The following is a 19165-nucleotide window of genomic DNA, read 5'->3' as shown; positions in this document are numbered from 1 at the left end:
CGCAACGCCGTCGCCATGCCGGTGACCGCGGGTAAGGCCTCGCCCACCTGCCTCATCGGCATGCGACTGATCGTCACCACCGCTCGACGAGATGCTCCCGTCCCGCCGGAGGGTCATTACTCTCCGGCCAGTAATCGGTGATCCGCTCGACGAGGCCGCTCTGGCTCACGTCGAGCCACAGCGCGGCGAACCGCCCGTCGGCGACCACCTGGCGCATCCGCAGGTGCCCATCCCCCGGATAGTCCGCGTTGAACCGCATGAACGCGGCGCGCCCACGGATCCGCTCCTGGGTCTGCGGCATCTCGTAGACCACGTCCTCGCTCAGCAGCGACCCGAGCCGGTCCCCGAGGCTGCTCCAGGCTCTCCGCATACCCCGTCGCGATCCGCCTGGTCTCGCCCGTCTCCTCCATGCGCCAGACCACACCGGCCGCCATCGACGAAAAAATCGGCCGGAACCGCGGCGGCCTTGGCCCTGAGCGCGCTGTCCACCACATCGCCGCAAGATCTCGGGGTGAGCCGAATCAGGGCGGCGGCGTGGGCTGGAGTGTGGCCGCTGGATTCGCCGGGGACGGCGGTGACGCCCTCGGCGAGCGGGGTCTCGCGGGTCGCGTGCTGGACCGCTGTCACCGCGTACGTAAAAGATCGTCGGGCGGGCCCGGAGCGTGCCGCATTGCGGCGCGGCAGCCTCTCGTCGGCGGCCCGGAACGGAGGGCGGTCATCGGGCGCGGGCGTGACTTTGGTGGCGTCGACCAGGACGGGCAGGATGACCGCGAGGCGTGCCTGGACACGGGTGCCGAACATCTCGGAGCGGATCGCGTCGAGCCGGCCCTGCTCGACCCAGGCGCGGGCGGACGACGACTTGCCCGAGGCGGGCGGGCCGGCCAGAAGAATGAGGCCGGCGGTGTCTGCCATGGTCACGGAGCCACCATGGCAGCGTTGAGACGTGCGAACGCGCCCGGGCCGTCGCGTGGTTTCGGTGGGGCGTCGAGGTGGCGGACGCGCAGCTCGTCCATCAGCTCCTCGATGAACGCGGGCCCGGCGTCGCGCATGACCTGCTGGCGGACGCGCAGGTCGGGGCTGCCGGAGGTCCAGTCGAGACCCCAGTTGCCCAGGGCGTAGATGACCGGCAGGGTCTGGATGCCGGCCTCGGTGAGGCTGAAGCGGGCGCGCTGGCCGCGGGCGGCGGCGCCGCGGGTGAGGAGGCCGGCGTCGACCAGCCGTTTGAGACGGTCGGCCAGGATGTTCGACGCGATGCCCTCGATCGATCCGGTGAGCAGCGCCCGGAAGTATCGACGGTCGCCGAAGATGACGTCCCGCAGCACGAGCAGCGACCACCGGTCGCCGAGCAGCTCGACGGCGGCGTTGATCGGGCACTCGGACCGTGGCTCCACGACGCCTCCTTGACAGGTATGCCGCTCCCCATAATAGTGATTGCAAAATGCAACCACTACGGGATGGATGACGATGGGCCGCTTCGTTTATGTGATGAACGTGTCCCTCGACTTGCGGATCGAGCAGGTTCCCGGGGACAACGGCGCGGGCGAGTGGCTGCGCATCGACGAGGAGCTGCACCGCGAGTTCAACGCGCGGGCACGGGAGGTCGCGGTGATGGTCCACGGCCGGGTGTTCTACGAGATCATGGAGGAGTTCTGGCCGCGGGCACGCGAGGACGCGTCGCTGCCCGACTACATGCGGGAGTACGGCGAGATCTGGACCGCCAAGCCCAAGGTGCTGGTCTCCCGCACCCGGGACAGCGCGGAGCACCACACCCGGGTGATCGGCGACGACGCGATCGAGCGGCTCGCCGCCCTGCGGGCCGGGACCGACGGCGTCCTCAGCGTGGGCGGCGCGACGCTCGCCACGCACCTGCTCCGGGCGAACCTGCTCGACGAGCTGATGATCTGGACGCACCCGGTGATCCTCGGCTTCGGCAGGCCGCTGTTCGACGACTACGACCAGCCGATCGACACCGAACTGCTGGAGCAGCGGTCGTTCGGCACGGGTGTCACGCTGCACCGCTACGCCGTCGGGGCAGCCAAGGCGGACAGCTGATGCTGCGGCAGGTGGCGGACGGCGTACTGGTCCACGAGAGCGAGTTCTGCCAGAGCAACGCGGTCGTCGTGCGGGGCGGCGGTGGCGTGCTGCTCATCGACGCCGGGGTCTACGGCACCGAGCTGGCCTGCCTCGGGGCGGACCTGTCCGATGCCGGCGACGCCGTCGTGGCCGGCTTCTCGACCCATCCGCACTGGGATCACCTGTTGTGGCATCCGGCGCTCGGCGCCGTGCCGCGCTACGCCACCGCGCGGTGCGCGGCCACCGTCCGGGAGCGGCTCTCGGGCGGGGTGGAGCACGTCGCCAAGGCAGCGGGCGTTCCCGACGGGGTGCCGCTGGACCTGCTCGGCGGTGTGACCGGACTCCCCGCCGGGACGACCCGGGTGCCCTGGGACGGGCCGCAGGTCCGGATCATCGAGCACCGGGCCCATGCGGCGGGTCATGCGGCGCTGGTCGTCGAGGACCGCGGGGTCCTGGTCGCCGGTGACATGCTCTCCGATCTGCTGATCCCGATGCTCGACGTCGCGGCCGCCGACCCGATCGGGGACTATCTGGCCGCGCTGGATCTGATCCAGGGACTGGCGGTCGACGTTCTCGTCCCCGGCCACGGGTCCATCGGCGACGCCGGCCAGGTGCGCGCCCGGATCGATCGGGACCGCGCCTATCTGTACGCCCTGCGCGACGCCCGCGAGCCCGATGACCCGCGGACCGCCACCGGCTGGGTCGCCGAGGTTCACCGGCGTCAACTGGCGGCCGTCCGATCGGCGACAGCCGGTGGCCGGCGTACCCCATAGCCTCACCGTGATCGAAACGGATCTATGGAGGAGAGCTATGCGCATCGGCAGACTGCCCACCGCGATCGCCACCGTCGCCCTGACCCTGCTCACCCTGTTCGTCGCCCCGGCGGCGGCGCAGGCCGCCGGCCCGATCTACATCAGCGTGCTGAAACCGACCAGCATCAGCCCGACGCGGGTCCTCGACATGACCGGCTGGTCGAAGGAAGACCTGACCCAGGCGCAGCTGTGGATCTACCGGAACCGCGACGAGGTGCGCAACCAGCGCTGGTACGTCGAGTACCGGTACAAGGATTCCGGCATGGGCGTCTATCGCCTGCGCAACGCGCTGAGCAACAAGTGCCTGGACCGCCGCCTCGACGGCTCGCTGGACAACGGCGACGTGGTGCAGCAGTACACCTGCAACGACAGCAGCAAGAACCAGCAGTGGCGGGCACACGCCAAGCCGGAGAACACCGGTGACCCGGACCTGAACTGGGTACGCCTGGAGAACATGTCCGACGGCCGATGCCTCGACGTCACCGGGGCCAGCTTCGCCGACGGCGCGAAACTACAGGTCTGGGACTGCGGCTGGGCCTGGAACCAGCGCTGGAACATCTACTGACCACTGGTAGTGCCGGGATGTGGTGATCTCCTGGAAGCCGCATCGGCGCAGAATCGGCGCGCTGTCCGGGGAGCCGTCGACGTGCAGCAGCGGAAAGCCGCGGGCGACGGCTTCCCGGGCCCGGGCCGCGAGCATCGCGCGATAGATGCCACGCCCCCGCCAGTCCGGCAGCGTGGTGCCGCCGAGCAGGGCGGCGAACTCGGTGCCCGGGTGGTACACCATCCAGGCACTGCACACGATCCGATCGCTGGCCGCGGCGACCAGGACGGTGATCTGGCCGGGGTCGGCCGACATCCGGCTGATCAGATCGTTGCCCACCCAGGAGCTGTCGATGCCCCACACCTCCGCCTGCTGGTCGCCGATGCGGCGCAGGTCCGCGGCCTCGGTCACCCGCCGCAGCGTGACACCGCCGGGCAGGACCGGTTCGGCGGCGGCCACCTCGGCGGCGGAGCCGATCAGCACGGTCGCCGGCGGCTGCGGCACGAAACCGGCGGCGACCAGGCGCTCCGGGAGGTCCGTGGGGAGGTCGTGTGCCCGGACCTTCCACTCGACGCCCTGGCCGCGGGCCCGGAAGTAGTCGCGCTGGCGGGCGATCAGGCGGTCCAGCTCGGCACCGGTGACACCGACGTCGCGGGGTGCCCGGATGCGCCCGACGTGACCGCCGACGATCCGCAGGAGGGGGCCGTCGTGCTCGTGGGTGACTCCGGCCGGGATCGCGCCGGGCGGCATGCGCATCTGCGCGTCGTAGGCGGCCAGGAGGCCGGCGGTATCGACCATGGCCACATCATGCCAACGCACCTGGCGTGGTCGCCGGTTGTGGTTGACTCGATCGGTGGACAGGCGGATGGTCCTGGGCGGGCTGGTGGGGGTCGCGCTGGGCGGATGCACCCGCTCCGGCACAGGTCCCGTCGCGTCTCCCGCGGTGACATCGCGGCCTGCTTCGCCGCGACCGCCGTCCGCCGAGGTGACAGCGGCAGACTTCGACTGGTTCGAGCAGGAGGAGCCGGGCCTGGCGGTGTGCTTCACGTTCAGCTGGCTGGCCGGGCTCACGCCCGAGCAGGTGGTGCGGCGCATCGGCGGGCGGCCGGTCGGCCGGTTCACCTGGACCGATGCTCCCGAGGACCCCGACGACGGGGTGATCGTGCTGGTCACCCGGGCCGGCGACTGGGCGTTGATGATCGAGACCTACACGATGTACGGCACCTACGAGGCGACCACCGAGCTGTGCCGGGACACCCGCCTGATCGCGAACTTCCGGAACGTCGAGTTGGACGGCATGTTCCTGCTGGCCGAGAACGGCGAACGGCTCGTGGATTTCGACCCGTACACGGCATACTCGCGCTCCGGCGAGCGACCGGACATGCTGGTGCCCGAGATGAAGGCGCTCGGTTTTCAGGTCGAGCAGCCCACCGCGCCCGAGCCGAGCCCGACGGCAGAATTCTCCGAGACCGAGGCCGGCTTCGCCCTCGCGGAACGCCTCACCCGGGTGCCGTTCACGTCCGAGCTGCTCAACTCCTCGACCTATCTCGCCGCGGTGGTGCCCGACCCCCTCGACGGCGCGGTCTACACGCCCGACCAGGTGCGCACCGCGCCCACCTGACTACCCGGGGTCGCGCAGGTATTTCGCGCGTTCCTCCGGGGTGAAGTCCCGGCTGGTGCGCTGCCCGGCCAGGGCCAGCACCTCGCCGATCGGGCCGCAGACCTCGCACGGCGTGGTACGCACCTCGGCGCCGTACAGGGTGATCAGCCGCCCGTCCGGGCTGAAGGCGATCTGCCGCGCGCCGGTGGGATGGTCGAGGGTCAGTGCCTCGCCGCTGCCGTCGGTGTTCCACAACCGCACCACGGCGTCGGTCCCGATGCCCGCGATCAGTCTGCTGTCCGGGCTGAAGGTGATCGCGGTGAGCTGCCCGGCGGTGCCGGTGAGAACGACCGGGTCGGCGCCGGAGTCCAGCGTCCACACCCGGACCGCCCCGTCCTCACCGACGGCCGCCAGCAGCCGCCCGTCCGGGCTGAACCGGACGTGGTCCAGGGGCCGGCTCGGACTTTTCAGCGTGCGCACGACACGGCCGGCGGCCAGGTCCCACAGCACCAGGTCGGTCGTGTCCTGGGTCAGCGCGACCAGGGTGCCCGCCCGGTTGACGACCACCGGGCCGTAGCCGTGGATCTCGCCGGCGGCCTGCTCGACCAGGATCGTGCCGTCGCCGCAGTTGACCGTCAGCACGTTCCCGTCGCCGCTGAGGACGGCGCTGTTGGTGGTCAGGACCGACCGCCGCGGACATGCGAAAACCACAGGTTTCGTACGCCACCAGCGGATCTGCTCGCCATGGCCGGTCACCACCGTCTGCCCGTCCGCGCCGACGGCCAGGATCCGCAGGTCCGTCCCGGCGTCGTGCAGTGTGGACACGGCACGCCCGGTCCGGGTGGAGACGACCGATATCGTGCCCGGCGCGGTGGCCGCCGCCGCATGACCGCCGTCCTCGCTGAGCACCGCCGGGGTGCCCGCCGCCGAGCCGAGGGTGACCGTGGCCGGGTCGGCGCGGGCGGTGATGTCCCACACCCGCACGGTGGCGTCGTCGCTGCCGGAGATCAGCCGCCGCCCGTCCGGGCTGAACGCCACCGCCTGCACCGCGCCCCGGTGTCCCCGCAGGACCGTGCCGTGCATCTCCAAGCCGGGGGTGCTGTCCGAGACGTCCCAGATCCGCACGGTCCGCTCGGTCGTGCCCGCGGCGATGCGCCGTCCGTCCGGACTGAACGCCACCGAGCTGTACCACGGCTCCGGACCCCGGTAGACGGCCGGTCCGGTACGCCCGTCGGCGGACCAGACCAGCACCTTCTCGAGCCCGGCGACCGCGATCCGCCGGCCGTCGGGACTGAACGCCACCGAGCCCGGATAGGTCTCCCCCGGCTGGTGGATCACCACCGGCGACGCCGCCGAGCCGAGGTCCCAGATCCGCACGGTGCCCTCGTCCGAGGCGACGGCCAGTTTGCCGGCGTCGCTGACCGCCAGCGAGGCGATCTCTCCCGGGTAGCTCAGTGTCCGGTGCGACCCGGCCCGGGTGTCCCAGACGTGCACCTGGGAGTGGCTGCCGTCGGCCGCGACCCAGCGGCCGTCCGAGCTGTAGACCAGGCGGGACACACTGCCGGACAGATCCGGTCTCAGCGGTCGTTTGTCCCCCGGGCGCCACAGCACGAGCTCGCTGACGCCGCCGATCGCCAGTCGTCCGTCCGGGCCGAAGTCGACGAAGAGCCCGGGGACCGGCACGGTGACCGGGGGTGTCCGGCTCCGCAGATCCCACAGCTTCACCACGCCCTCGCTGTCCGCGCTGGCCACCTGGGAGCCGCTGACCGAGAGCGACGTCACCGGGGCGTGATGCGCGTCCATCGTCACCGTCGAGAACGTGTCGGCCGTGGCCTGGCGCACCACCGACTCCGTCTCGGCGTCCGGGTGCAGCCGGTACGCCCGCTGCGCGAGCAGCAACGCCAGCTCCGGGTCGGTCAGCCGTTCGGCGCGCGCGGCCGCGGCCAGCTCCCGGGCCACGGCCCGGTCCCGCTCGGCGGCGGCCCGTCCGGCGGACACCGCCGCCGCGACCCCCAGCGTGGACACCACGGTCAGCACCGCGACCAGTCCGGCGACCAGTCCGCGGGTCCGGCGCTGCCCCTGGCGTGCCTCCCGGTCGCGCAGCGCCCGGCTGGCCGCCAGGAACTCCCCCTCGGCCGGGGCCAGGTCGATGGCCCCGGCGTCCACCGCCTCGACCGTCGCGGACAGCCGCAGCCCCCGATACAGCGCGCCCTCGTCGCGGTCCAGCGACTCCCAGGCGGCCGCCGCCTCGGTGAGCTGCCGGTGCAGGCGCAGACCGGCCCGGCTCTCCTCGACCCAGCCGTGCAGCCGCGGCCAGGCCCGGATCAGCGCCTCGTGCGCGATCTCCACGGTGTCCCGGTCGGTGCTCACCAGCCGCGCCGCCGCGAACGCCTCCACCACCCGCGACGCCCGCTCGATGCTGCCCAGCTCCGCGCTGCCCAGCGGCCGGCGGGTGATCAACCCGTCCGGGCCGACGTCGACCATCCGCAGCAGCACCCGCTGCGCGACGATGCGGTCCCGATCGCTGAGCTGCTCGTACGCCCGCTCCGCGGTGTGCGCCACCGCCCCGGCCACCCCACCGGCCGCCTGGTAGCCCGCCAGCGTGAGCAGCGCGCCGTGCCGCCGGTTCCAGGTCTCCCGCAGCGCGTGCGCGGCCAGCGGCAGGGCGCCGGGCGCGTCGGCCACCTCGGCCACCACGGTGGCCACCAGCGCACCCTCGACCCGGGCGCCGCGCTGCTCGGCCGGTTTGGTCACCGCCTCGCGCAGCTCGGCCGGGCTCATCGCGCCGACCAGCACCTGCGCGTCGGTCAGCGCGGCCAGCAGCTCCGGGTACTCGGTGAACCGGGCATAGTGGTCGGCGCGCACGGCCAGCACCACCCGGGCCGGGCCGTCCGGGTGGCACATCGCCAGCAGCGCGGTGATGAAGTCCGCCCGCTCGGCCGGGTCGGCGCAGGTCGCGAACGTCTCCTCGAACTGGTCCACGACCACCAGCAGCTCACCGGAGCCCTGCCGGACCGTCAGCCGTGCCCGGCGCGGGTCCGCGCGCAGCTCGTCCAGCAGAGCGCCGGCCGAGATCCCGGCGTGCCGGCTCAGGTGCACGGCCAGCTCCGTCATCGGGTGCGCGCCCGGCGTCAGCACCACCACCGGCAGGCCCATGGCCGGGACCAGGCCGGCGCGGACCACCGACGACTTGCCGACGCCCGACGGGCCGAACACCGCCAGGAAACGCCGCCGGCGCAGGCGGCCGGCCAGCTCGTCGACCAGCGCGGCCCGGCCGAAGAACAGTGGCGCGTCCTCGGGCTGGAACGCGGCGAGCCCCGGGTACGGCGACCGGGCGGGCCCGTCGGTGGCGGCGGACTCGGCGTTCTCCCGGGCGGCGGCGCGCCAGCGCTGCTCCCAGTCCTGCGGATCGCCGTCACACGCGGCGACGTAGGCGAGGGTCACCTCCAGCGACGGCAGCCGCCGGCCGGACGCCGCCGCGGACAGCGTCGCCACTGAGTAATTCACCCGGGCGGCCATCTGCCGGTATCCCGGCGTGCCGGCCTTCTCGCGGAGCGCCCGCAACCCGGCCGCCAGCTCCTCGACCGGGCCGCCGTGGCCCTGTAACGGCCGCTCCGGCCTTGGCATCGTCACCCCCGGCAACCGTGGCATCCATCGCCCATTGTCGCCGGGTTGTCCAATGTTGTTTGTTCAGCGTCGTGAGCAGGAGCAAGACAACTCGCGAGCGACTAGACAGGGAGATGGCCGTCGCCCACCGCACGTCTCGGGGGAGCGCGGATGGGCGGCGGCCGATGTCCTGATCAGATGTCCGCACCGGCGAGCTGATCACGCAGCTTCGCCAGCGCCCGCGTGAGCAGCCGCGACACGTGCATCTGCGAGACGCCGACCTGCTCGGCGATCTGCGACTGGGTTAGGTTGCCGTAAAACCGCAGGCTGATGATCTTCTGCTCGCGCTCGTCCAGGCTGGCCATCGCCGGGCCGAGCGCGACCCGCAGCTCGGCCTCCTCGAACCCGGCGTCCATCCCGCCGAGCGTGTCGCCCAGCTCGGTGCCGCTGTCGCTCATCGGCGTGGACAGGCTGGTCGAGTTGTAGGCCCGGGCGCCCTCCAGACCCTCGATCACCTCGTCCTCGGTGACGTTCAGGTACTCGGCGATGTCCGCCACCGTCGGCGAGCGGCCCAGGTCGTGGGTCAGCGCGTTGTTCGCCGTGGTGATCGCCAGCCGCAGCTCCTGGAGCCGCCGGGGTACCCGCACCGACCAGGTCTTGTCCCGGAAGTGCCGCTTCAGCTCACCGATCACGGTGGGGATGGCGAACCCGGCGAAGTCGACGCCCCGGTCCGCCTCGAACCGGTCGACCGCCTTGATCAGCCCCATCACCGCGACCTGGTACAGGTCGTCGCGCGGCTCGCCCCGGTTGGCGTACCGGTTGGACAGGTGCCGCGCCAGCGGCAGCCACGCCTCGATCACCCGATCCCGCAGCCCGGCCCGCGACGGATGTCCGGCCGGCAGTGCCGCCAACGCGGCGATCAGTTCGCTGGCCTGGTCCGCACTCGTCGCGGCGTCGGTCTCAACCAGGACGGTCATCGGGGGTGCTCCTCACCATTCGGCAAACGTGTTCCCCCTGATCTCCACTGAGAAGAATCATCAAACCTCTTTTTTTCGTACGCCCTGAGCACCCGCCCCGCCGCCGGGGTCGATCAGGTCCACTCCGGACGCCTACGATCGCCGGATGACCGGGATCGACTACGCCGCCGCGGGTCCACTCACCACCATCGGCCAGGCACTCGACGACCTGCCGCACGACCCGGTCGAGATCTGCTCGCTCGCTCGTCACCTGGTAATCCAGCCCCATGACGCGCGCGAGCACGGCCTCGGTGAGGACCGTTTCGCCGAGAACCAGCTGCGGCCCGCCGACCGCATCGTCGCCGCGCTGTTCGCCCTCGACCCGGCCCCGCTGACCGTCGCCCGCGTCCCCACGCTGCGGGTCATCGGCACCTGCCGGCACTTCGCGGTGCTCAGCTGCGCCCTGCTGCGCCACCGCGGCATCGAGGCCCGGGCCCGGTGCGGCTTCGCCACCTACTTCCAGCGCGGCCAGGGCCTCGACCACTGGATCACCGAGTACCGGCAGGACGGCCGCTGGGTCCGCATCGACACGGAGATCCTCGGCGGCGCCCTGGTCGCCAACCCCGCGGACCTGGCCGTCGGCGAGTTCCTCACCGGTGGCGAGTCCTGGACCGCCTTCCGCGAGGGCCGCATCGACGCCGCGACGTTCGGGGTCTACGGCACCGAGAACTGGGGGCCGGCCGAGATCCGCGGCAACGCCGTCCGCGACCTGGCCGCGCTGAACAAGGTCGAGATGCTGCCCTGGGACGAGTGGGGCCGCATGGAAGCGTCCTACCAGGGCAAGACGGGCCCGGAATACGACCGGCTGATGGACACCATCGCCACGGTCTGCGCCGCCGACGACCCGGACGCCGTCAGCGCCCTCTACAACTCCGAGGACCTGACGGTCCCGTCCGCCCTGATCAACTAAGGGTGAGCCGGAACCGCTGGCGGCTGCCGCCCTCGGGGCCGTCCGCCACGGTCTCGCCCGCGACGAAGCCCAGCCGCTCGTAGAACGCCCGCGAGCCGCTGGGCCCGGCTCCCGGATGATCCGCGCCGAAGGTCACCACCTCCACGGTGCACGGCCGCTCCCAGCGGTCCAGCACGTGCGCCATCAGCGCCTGCCCGACGCCACCGCGCCGGGCATCCGCGGCCACGACCAGCCAATTGATCCGGTGCACGGGTGACCGGCCGCCCGTCATGATCGCGCCGAGCAGTCGCTTCCCCTCGCCGCGGACGACGAACGCGCTCCCCCGCGCGATGTTGCGCCGCACCACGTCGAGAAACTCGGGATCCCCCACCATCGGCCCGAACCACTGCTCGACACTCGCCGCGAGCCGCATCAGTTCGTCCACATCACCCGGCACCGCAGGCTGCACATTCACCGAACCATGATCTCACGGGACATCGCGGAGACCTGGGTCTCACTTACGCCGGCACCGCGGTCAGCGCTGGCGGCGCCGCGCTACCGGTCGCGCCGGTGCCGCAGTCATCGACGGCCGGGCGGACTAAGAACGAGAGGAACAATTGGTCGACCGTCATGCCCGCATAGGTGCCGTGGCCTTTCTTGCGGCGTGAAAGGCGCCTCCCCTCGGTCCCCGGAAGTCATGACCGTTCTAACCGCATGAAGGACGGCCACCGGGGGGCATTGCCGGTAAGGTTATGCCCCTTGCAGCAGGTGGCGAAAGGCTAGCGGTGTCTCAGAACGTGGAAGGTGCACCCGAGATCCGGATCGGGGTGTTTCTTGCGGAGAGCGGGTCTCCCGAGCACGAGGTCGACATCGAGACAGACTTCGACGAGGGACACGTGCCGGCCTTCGGCTACAAGGGGCGACACTCGATCGATGTCTCGACCCGGGTCGTACAGCTCGGGAATGACGTTCTGCGAACGGCCGCCGAGGCGGTCGGCCGCGAGGTGGCGCTGGTCGTCGATGGCGTCGTCGCCGGTATCGAAGAGCGGTATCCGGCCGATAGCAAGAATTTCACCATCGGCGATCTCGAGCTCAAGTTCGGAGTAAAGGCGACCCTGGGTGCCGGTAAAGCAATCGAAGCGCTGTTGACGGCGTCCAGTGAGGCCACAGTCGAGGTGACCTTGAAACTGAGCCAGCGGCAGGCGGCCAACAGGCAGTGAGCTCTGTCGAGCCGGCTGTGGGACGTCTGCTGACCGAAGCGGAGCGCTCCTCGGGCACCGTAAGGAGTCTGCGAAGCGCGTTCGCGATCGGGGCTGGCAACGTTCTCACCGCATGGCATTGCGTCCGGGAAGTCGGTGGTCAGGAAGCCCAGTTGTGGCTTCGTATGCAACCCGACTCGCCCGGGGGGAGCCCGGTTGACGTTCCCGTCTCCTATCGCGAGCACTGCGTCGAGTTGGATGCCGCCGTACTCACCGTTGATGCCCAGCGGGGAGGCGAGGTTCTGAGAGACCGGCTCGACGCAGTCGCTCTGCCCCTCGGCGTTACGGTGGCGGCCCACGACCGGGTGAGGGTCGCCGGCCATCCCGAAAGAAATCCCGCCCCATCGTGCGTCGTGTCGACCGGCGTCGTGGAGACGCCAGAATTCCAGTCGACTGCTCGGCGATTGATTCGCGCACTGGTCACCAGCTTCGCTGCCGTCTCTCCCGAGAGTCCTTCGGGCATGTCAGGCGGCCCGTTGCTGCGAGCAGACGCCAACGGGAACGAAACGGTGGTCGGGTTCGTGTCGGCCTATGCCGAACGACAGGACAAGCGCGGCACTCACACGGCACTTGGTGGTGTGGTGCTGTGCGGACGCATCGCCGATTTGAATAAGCTCCTGCCCAGTGTCGCCGAGGCGCTTAGGGCCACTCCTCCCCCGCAGGTTGACCCGGCGACCAGCGAGGAAGAACTCACCACCGAGGCGATGAAGAGTCTTCAACCGAAGCTTGGCGCCTCGGGCGCGATACCGACTCGCTGGACGCCCTCGGCGATCGAGAAGTCGCTGGAACATGTGATCTCATCACCTTCGGCCGATCCCCGAGTGGTGGATGGGCTTCGCATCGCCAAGGCCGCCGCCCGTGCCAAGGCGGTCTTCGTCGCCCTCGGCGGCCGCGAGGTGGAAATCGGACGCTTACAGGGCATCTATCGTCGGGAGGTCGGGGCTTGGCCAAGCGGCGGCACCGCCGATGCTCTCCTGGTTGAGGCGGCCGACGCGACCCTGTACGAACAACGTAACGGTGGGCACAGCCCTCTTTCGGCTCTGGCCCGCTTCCTCGTGGCCATCGCCACCGATCAGGGAGTCAGCACCGCGGAAAACCGGGAGCTCCTTGACTGGCTTGCCGCGTGTGGACACCAGGCCGGTGACGCTCACCGGTACCAAGCCGCGCACACCGACGGCGGCTGGCTCGTCGTTGATCTAGGCGATGAACCCGGGCCCGCCGCCCCGCCGTATCCGGCCCAGATACGGTGGACGATGGTGACTGGCAACGAAGTCATGAGTCGCTCCGTCGAGGCTGGCGCCACCCGCGAAGGCCTCCTGCGGGCTCTGCGCCAGGTCTTCAAGGAGATTCCGCCAACATATCCGCTGATCGTCGACCTAGCCGTTCCGTGTGCGCTGCTAACCGAGCGGATCGAGTATTGGCCGGTCCGCGAGGTAGACGGTGAGCTTGAGGCGATTGCTGAGGAGTGTCAGCCCAGGTTCCGCTGGTCGAGCAGGAGGCGACCGGGCCCTCTGCACGGCCGGGTCGTCGATCGGATCCGTAACGCCAACTGGGATCACCTCCCGGATCCACTGCCAGTCGACCTGTTGGAGGACGAGACTCGCCTTTCCGCTTGGGCGAAAGCCGACGGTACGGGGGCATGGATCATCGCCGGGTTGCCTGCGGCGAGCTCCGTGCGGCCGTTGCGATGGCTTCTCCGGGCGGGGCACGGCTTCGTCGTGTGGCTCCCTGGGTCGGGCAGAGACGAGGATTCGTTGGCCGTCCGGCTGGCTGCCGAACGGCTGCCGTCAGCAGCTCGCCGATACCAGCTTCCTGACGAGCTGCCGACGCTGGATGATCCACCGATCGTGATCTGGGACGACCCGCGCGGACGCGGCGGGTTCGCATTGCCGCCCCCGATGGCGGCGGAAAGCTGTTAGGAGACGGCGTGGGTTGGCACCTTTTCACCGGTAGCGGCAGGGTCGCCGAGGCGGAGGCTTGGCGGGGTCTGCCGCAGCCGCCGCCGTGGCGTAGCCGTAAAACGGCGATCGAGCACTTCATCCTTCCTGCCGGTCTTCTCGACGCGGTCAACGCCGCCCTCCATCTGCGCCGGCCACTCCTGCTCAGTGGTGCACCCGGATCAGGGAAGTCCACGCTCGTCAATCTCATCGCGGCCGAGCTCGCGCTTGGCGATCCACTCAACTGGCATGTGACGTCGCGCAGCACGCTTGGCGATGCGCTCTATCAGTACGACGCGCTGGGCCGGTTGCACGCAACTCAGGCCGGCAACACCGACGGCGACACTCGGGTCGACAAGTTCATCACCCTCGGCCCCCTCGGTACCGCACTCGCCGACCCCAACCGGCCCCGCGCAGTGCTGATCGACGAGATCGACAAGAGCGATCTGGACCTGCCCGGTGACCTGCTCAACGTCCTGGAGCAGGGCGAGTTCGACATCCCGGCTCTCGTGCGGGACGAGTCCGACCTGCACGCTGTCCGCGGCGCCGACCGCGCCACCTACGAGGTCCGCAACGGCACCGTCAGGCGCACGCACTGGCCCATCATCGTGTTGACCAGCAACAATGAACGGAGCTTTCCGGCGCCGTTTCTGCGCCGGTGTGTCCGCTTCGAGATGCCCACACCGAACGTCGCCTTCGTCAAAGACGTAGTGGCCGGGTATCTGCATGATGCGGCAGAGACAGAACGCGCCCAGATCGAGGAGTTCACGGAGCGGTTGGTAGCCGGCGAGAACCTTGCCCTCGACCAGTTGCTCAACTTCGTGTTTCTCGTGTCCGGAGAGGCGAACGACGCATCGGTCCGAAAGCGCCTCAAGGAAGTCCTGCTCGCCGAGCTGAGCGGCAAGTGATCGAGCGCGCCGCCGAGGCGCTCGCCGGCGCACTGTCGTCGTGGTCCGCCGACGAGATCGCCGACCTGTTGCGGCTGGTGGCGACCGCATCCGCAGGGTCGGTCGACGGAGCCACCGCGCCTGGTAGCGAGGACGATGTCACGGGAATCGCGACGAGTGAGGTGGAGCCCGCAGCGCGCCTCCCGCAGGAGTCGTCTCGAGCTTCGGGCGAAGACTCAACCACTCCGCGTCTACTTCACTCTCACGGAGGCGCCGGAGACGTCGCCCGGCCAAACTCGACACCGGCACAGACTCTCGGATTGCGAACGGCAGCGGGTAACAGCACATTCTCACGGGCGGGCCGAGCGTTCACCGCGTTCCGGCGTGTGCGACGGCCTGGACCACCGGTGGTCGACGTCGAAGCGACCATCGACGCCACCGCTGAGGCCGGACGCCTGGTCGTCGTGACCTCACCGAAGTGGGAACGCGGTCTTGACCTGGCCATCGTGGTTGAGTCAAACGGTGTCGCCGCGGTTTGGGCAGACGCCATACGGGAATTCGAGAGCTCGCTGTGGAGAATGGGGGCCTTCCGTTCGATCACTCACTGGTCGCTGTCGAGCACGACCGACGAGGAACCCACGCTGACCGTGACCGACGCGGCCGGTCATCGCCATCATCCTGACGGGCTGTACCAGGCTGGTGGTCGCCGGGTGATCCTGCTCGTCACCGACGGCTCGGCCGACCATTGGTATGGCTTACCCACCTGGAATGTCGTTCGCAGCTGGGCAATCGGCATGCCGACGGCCATCGTCCAGCTCTTGCCGGAGGGTTATTGGGGCTACACCGCCCTGGGCGTCCCCGGCGCCGCCATGCGAACCGTGCGTCCGGCCGCCCCGAACATCGAAGCCGAGGTACGACACGCTTGGTGGGAAGACATCCCAGATGATCTGTCCCCGGTGCCGGTTCCGATCGTCGCATTGACCGACGCGTCGCTGACGAAGTGGGCCAGGGCCGTCGCCGCCGGCGCCGAATGGATCGACGCGGTATGGGCTGCTCCGCGGGACCGGCCCGCCGACGAGCCTTCCTCCCGTACGTTGACGCCGCCCGAGCGAGTGCGAGCGTTTCAAGCCCGGTCCAGTATCGAGGCCCAGACGATTGCTCGAATCCTGGCCGGTGCGCCTTCCCTGTCGATCAGGCTGATCCGGGTGCTTCAGACGCGGCTCGTGCCTGGCAGCGGGCCTTCTCATCTCGCCGAGGTACTGGTGAGCGGTCTCCTCGAGCGCGTCGGTCCCGATTCGGACGATCCTCGGCTGCGCCTTCGTGACGGTGTGCGTGACCTGCTGCGTCGCGGCACCACGACGACTCAGGAGTGGGACACGTTCGAGGTGCTCACCGAACACCTCGAACGCCATGCGGGAACCGGTCCAGCGGTGCAGGCGTTACTCGCCGATCCTTCGGGAGCGAGAGCTCTCGACGCCGAGATGGAACCGTTCGCGGCTATGGGCCGGGCTGTGGCACAGCGTCTAGGCATCGACCTCCAACCGCCTCCTTCGGTCCCCCTGCCTACTGCGGAGGATGGGCGGAACCAGGCCCCTCCGGATCCAGAGAACGTGAACTTCGCTGCGCCGGCCGTGTGGTGGTCAACACCACGCATCCTGTTCGCCGCCGCCTCACCGGAGGACGCCGGTCTGCCGGTACCGATCGAGGGCCATCGTGCGGCGCTGCGCGAAGCGTTGAGGCCTTGGAATGAGCCAGTACCGGTCGAGGGAATTGTCGAACCGGAGTTTGACGATCGCGGCATGCTAACCACTGTCGAACGCGCCTCTGTTTCACGGATCGCACAGACGGCGCAGGTCGCGGCGGCTGCCGGGCGGCCTTATACCCACGTGCACGTCCTCGCCCATGGGTGCCGTGTCGGCGATCAAACGACCCCTGCACTGGGACTCGCACTCTACGCCGACGACGATCGGACAACGGCACGGGTGACGTCGGAAATGCTGCGCGCAGCGATCACCTCGGTCGTGCCGGGCCCAGCCGTCGTGACTCTGGCCGTTTGCAGCGGCACTCAATCAATAGGTGCGGCTGACAGCGACGAGCTCGCCCGAACGCTGCATGAGGCGGGTACGTCGGTCGTCGTAGTCTCGAAGACCCGCGACACCTTCGACGAGTCGGTCAGCTTCACCCGGCACTTCTATGGCCTCATATTGAAAGGTGCCGATGTCCGTACCACGTTGTCCAGCACCCGAGAGTTGCTGCATGGGGAGCAGGTCCACCAGGCCCAGAGAGAAAGTCTCGCATCCTATATAAGGCTTCCGGAGCACTATCAGGACCGGCTTTATGAGGTGGCGATGCGGGCCCAGATGGCTTCGCTGAGCACCGCCCAGTTGTGGGCCGACCGACTTATCGACGCCGCCCTCCCCGATGCCGCGGCGTACGACACCGTTGCGGACATTCTCGGTTTGCGCATCGCCGCGATGAGCCGCTACGTCGAAGCTGACGCGGCGGCACCGGGCCAGGTTTCCCGGCTCGACAATCTCGGCTTGCTGGGCAACGCGCAGGAGAGTCTGGCAGAGCTGGGCTTCCGTTGTGCCCAGTTGGACGGGACCGACCGCGACCGGCGGATGATTGCTTCCCGCGAAGCGCTGAGCCTGGCGCATCAACGGTACCTGCACGGCCTCGCCGTGAATCCCTCTCATTCCTGGCACGGGGTGCAGGCGCTCTCCCTGGAGGCGGTACTCACCGGTCGTATCGGGCGGGTCGATCGGTGGTACGCCGCGCAGCAGGCCGCGGCGGATCAGAACGATGCTTGGGCGTCCACGTCAATGATCGAACTACTGCTATTGGCCCCGCTCACTTCCGGCGCTCGAGCACTCGACGAGGCCGAGGAACACCTGCACGAGCTGGTTCGCCGCACACGAGAGCAACAGCCCGACAACCCGTTCCCGATCAACGCCATGATCCGCCAGCTCGGCCGCTACATCAGCTGGTGGACACGGGAAAACGGATACTTCCCGGGCCGCCAGGAGGGCGACCTGGCCACCGATGCGATGCAGTTGCTCAACGTTCTGCGCGCACTGGTGGCGTCCTCAGAAGGGGATCACGGCAGCGACGAGCGCTCCCTCTCAGCGCAGTTCCGCGAGGCGGTGGAGGAAGCCTGCCGAGGCTTGGTCTACACGGAGATTGAACCGTCCGCATCGAGGTTCGGCGAGTTACTGGCCTGGGCCGAAGGAGGAGGCTCGATCGATACAGTGGAGCCCATGCTCGAGACCGTCGAGTGGTCCATGGATGAACGCTATGACGGCGGCACCGAAGTGGGGCACGTAGAGGTCGAGGCGTATCTGAGCTTCGAGTGCTATGTCCAGAAAGGCCAGACAGACGTGGTCGAGACAACTGTTCTCGACTTCGATTGGAACGAGCATTACTCACGAGTCGCCTATCAACCGGACCATCCGATGACGCTGCGGTGGACCTACACGCTGAATGTCCACGAGCGGCCCGAGCTCGACTTCGCGGACATCATCGAATCGGATCCCGATCCGCATCCCGGTCGAACGCCTCAACCAGCCGCGGTGGTCACGCAAGCCGATATTTCAATCCCGCCCGCACCCACCACGCAGCCACACGATGCCGAGCTGGACGCCCTCGAGCGCGCTCTCAGGGAATTGGATCCTACGGGGACCCGCATGGCCACGATACTTCGACGCACATTGGACCGGCAGTACGACGGAGCGAACACGGGCCGTTACAAATGGGAGCAGCTCAGCAAGCACGAGAAGGCAGCGCTTGGCTCTGCGGTCGAGACGGCATTGATTACCGATTTCGAACTCGTGGAAGGTAGCCATCGGGACGTCCGATTGGCCGGAATCGAATTTGATATTCGTTTTACCGCGACCGGCACTGGCTGGCTGATTCCGCGGGATGGCATTGATGCACTGCATCTACTTATCGGCGTGGACGACGTTCGTGCCGTCATGTCCGTGGCGGTCGGCCGAACATCTCAGGAGCTGATGGCCACCACGAAGAATCCAGACCTGAAAAGCCGCTTGTCACCAGCCGGCCTCGAAGCTCTGCGATGGTTGTACCGTAACGAGCCCATCCCAGCGAATCTTCTGGCGAGCCTCGATGAGGCGAACGCGGCGGCCATCCTCGCCCCCCGCTCGGCCATGACGCGGGTTACCGAACTTTTCCGACGAGTGCAGGCACGCCCGATCGATGCCACGGCCATCAGAACCGTGTGCAGGCAAGCGGACTCCATGAAGCGCGTGCGAGACGCACGGCCGCGGCTCCGCCCCGAGGGAATCATTATTCTCAGCGGTTCCTTGATGGCACATCGCCAGATCGCCAGAGAAATCGGTCTTCCAATTCCGGGCCGTTCCGAGTATGTGAGCGTACGTGTGACGCCATATAGCTCGGACGGTGAATACAGACCCGTCTTCGCTGTTGATGGACGACGGTGGACACTCGCCCGGCCAGGCGAACCTGCAACCGAGGCGCCGGACATCAGCTCTCATAATTTCCAGGCAGGCTGATGTCAATGACATT

Annotated in this window: 16 protein-coding genes; 9 read left to right on the top strand and 7 right to left on the bottom strand. The window is 69.1% G+C overall.

All coding sequences use genetic code 11. The features are described from left to right. Positions 1-73: 73 nt before the first annotated feature. From Aiant_RS39890 to Aiant_RS39885, 3 genes are read right to left on the bottom strand one after another with little or no spacing between them, the layout of a single operon-like run. A complete protein-coding gene (locus Aiant_RS39890; protein ID WP_229829941.1) occupies positions 74-370 on the bottom strand; it encodes a nuclear transport factor 2 family protein in 297 nt (98 codons plus the stop codon). Further along, the gene (locus tag Aiant_RS46240) at positions 322-918 is read right to left on the bottom strand and encodes an ATP-binding protein (RefSeq protein WP_229829940.1); all 597 of its coding nucleotides are present in this window, start codon (positions 916-918) and stop codon (positions 322-324) included. The genes Aiant_RS39890 and Aiant_RS46240 overlap by 49 nt, the downstream gene beginning before the upstream one ends. After that, a complete protein-coding gene (locus Aiant_RS39885; RefSeq protein WP_189329839.1) occupies positions 915-1391 on the bottom strand; it encodes a winged helix-turn-helix transcriptional regulator in 477 nt (158 codons plus the stop codon). The genes Aiant_RS46240 and Aiant_RS39885 overlap by 4 nt, the downstream gene beginning before the upstream one ends. A gap of 73 nt (positions 1392-1464) precedes the next feature. On the opposite strand from Aiant_RS39885, the gene Aiant_RS39880 reads away from it, so the two are divergent. The 3 genes from Aiant_RS39880 to Aiant_RS39870 are packed head-to-tail and all read left to right on the top strand — an operon-like array spanning position 1465 to position 3450. Next, positions 1465-2052, top strand: coding sequence for a dihydrofolate reductase family protein (locus tag Aiant_RS39880; protein ID WP_189329838.1), 588 nt, complete (start codon positions 1465-1467; stop codon positions 2050-2052). Then, positions 2052-2846: an MBL fold metallo-hydrolase gene (locus tag Aiant_RS39875; RefSeq protein ID WP_189329837.1), complete on the top strand. Its 795-nt coding sequence runs from the start codon at positions 2052-2054 to the stop codon at positions 2844-2846. The genes Aiant_RS39880 and Aiant_RS39875 overlap by 1 nt, the downstream gene beginning before the upstream one ends. Positions 2847-2883: 37 nt before the next feature. Further along, positions 2884-3450, top strand: coding sequence for an RICIN domain-containing protein (locus tag Aiant_RS39870; RefSeq protein ID WP_189329836.1), 567 nt, complete (start codon positions 2884-2886; stop codon positions 3448-3450). Here Aiant_RS39870 and Aiant_RS39865 read toward each other — a convergent pair. Next, complete coding sequence (locus Aiant_RS39865; RefSeq protein ID WP_189329835.1) at positions 3397-4227, bottom strand: GNAT family N-acetyltransferase; 831 nt, start codon at positions 4225-4227, stop codon at positions 3397-3399. The genes Aiant_RS39870 and Aiant_RS39865 overlap by 54 nt on opposite strands. 187 nt (positions 4228-4414) lie before the next feature. On the opposite strand from Aiant_RS39865, the gene Aiant_RS39860 reads away from it, so the two are divergent. Continuing rightward, a complete protein-coding gene (locus Aiant_RS39860; RefSeq protein ID WP_189329834.1) occupies positions 4415-5050 on the top strand; it encodes a DUF6461 domain-containing protein in 636 nt (211 codons plus the stop codon). On the opposite strand, the gene Aiant_RS39855 is transcribed toward Aiant_RS39860, so the two are convergent. Beyond that, positions 5051-8656, bottom strand: a complete 3606-nt coding sequence (locus Aiant_RS39855) for an nSTAND1 domain-containing NTPase (RefSeq protein ID WP_229830015.1) — start codon at positions 8654-8656, stop codon at positions 5051-5053. A gap of 173 nt (positions 8657-8829) precedes the next feature. Continuing rightward, positions 8830-9612: an RNA polymerase sigma factor SigF gene (locus Aiant_RS39850; protein WP_189329832.1), complete on the bottom strand. Its 783-nt coding sequence runs from the start codon at positions 9610-9612 to the stop codon at positions 8830-8832. Positions 9613-9757: 145 nt separating this feature from the next. Here Aiant_RS39850 and Aiant_RS39845 point away from each other — a divergent pair, with 145 nt between their 5' ends. After that, positions 9758-10561 (top strand): transglutaminase-like domain-containing protein, encoded by an 804-nt coding sequence (locus tag Aiant_RS39845; protein WP_189329831.1) that lies wholly within the window; start codon positions 9758-9760, stop codon positions 10559-10561. Here Aiant_RS39845 and Aiant_RS39840 read toward each other — a convergent pair. Further along, positions 10554-11015, bottom strand: coding sequence for a GNAT family N-acetyltransferase (locus tag Aiant_RS39840; RefSeq protein WP_189329830.1), 462 nt, complete (start codon positions 11013-11015; stop codon positions 10554-10556). The two genes, Aiant_RS39845 and Aiant_RS39840, sit on opposite strands and share 8 nt — an antisense overlap. Positions 11016-11325: 310 nt before the next feature. Here Aiant_RS39840 and Aiant_RS39835 point away from each other — a divergent pair, with 310 nt between their 5' ends. The 4 genes from Aiant_RS39835 to Aiant_RS39820 are packed head-to-tail and all read left to right on the top strand — an operon-like array spanning position 11326 to position 19152. Beyond that, entirely contained in the window at positions 11326-11760 is a 435-nt protein-coding gene (locus Aiant_RS39835; protein ID WP_189329829.1) for a hypothetical protein, read from the top strand. A gap of 17 nt (positions 11761-11777) precedes the next feature. Further along, entirely contained in the window at positions 11778-13718 is a 1941-nt protein-coding gene (locus tag Aiant_RS39830; RefSeq protein ID WP_189329828.1) for a trypsin-like peptidase domain-containing protein, read from the top strand. 8 nt (positions 13719-13726) lie between these two features. After that, on the top strand, positions 13727-14644 hold the full coding sequence (locus Aiant_RS39825; protein ID WP_229829939.1) for an AAA family ATPase: 918 nt from the start codon (positions 13727-13729) through the stop codon (positions 14642-14644). Further along, positions 14641-19152, top strand: coding sequence for a NaeI family type II restriction endonuclease (locus Aiant_RS39820; RefSeq protein ID WP_306415815.1), 4512 nt, complete (start codon positions 14641-14643; stop codon positions 19150-19152). Before Aiant_RS39825 ends, Aiant_RS39820 begins: the two co-directional genes overlap by 4 nt. Positions 19153-19165: the final 13 nt, after the last annotated feature.

Source organism: Actinoplanes ianthinogenes (assembly GCF_018324205.1).
Classification (GTDB): domain Bacteria; phylum Actinomycetota; class Actinomycetes; order Mycobacteriales; family Micromonosporaceae; genus Actinoplanes; species Actinoplanes ianthinogenes.
Note: the sequence above shows the minus strand (reverse complement) of the source record. Positions and strands in the feature narration are given on the sequence as shown.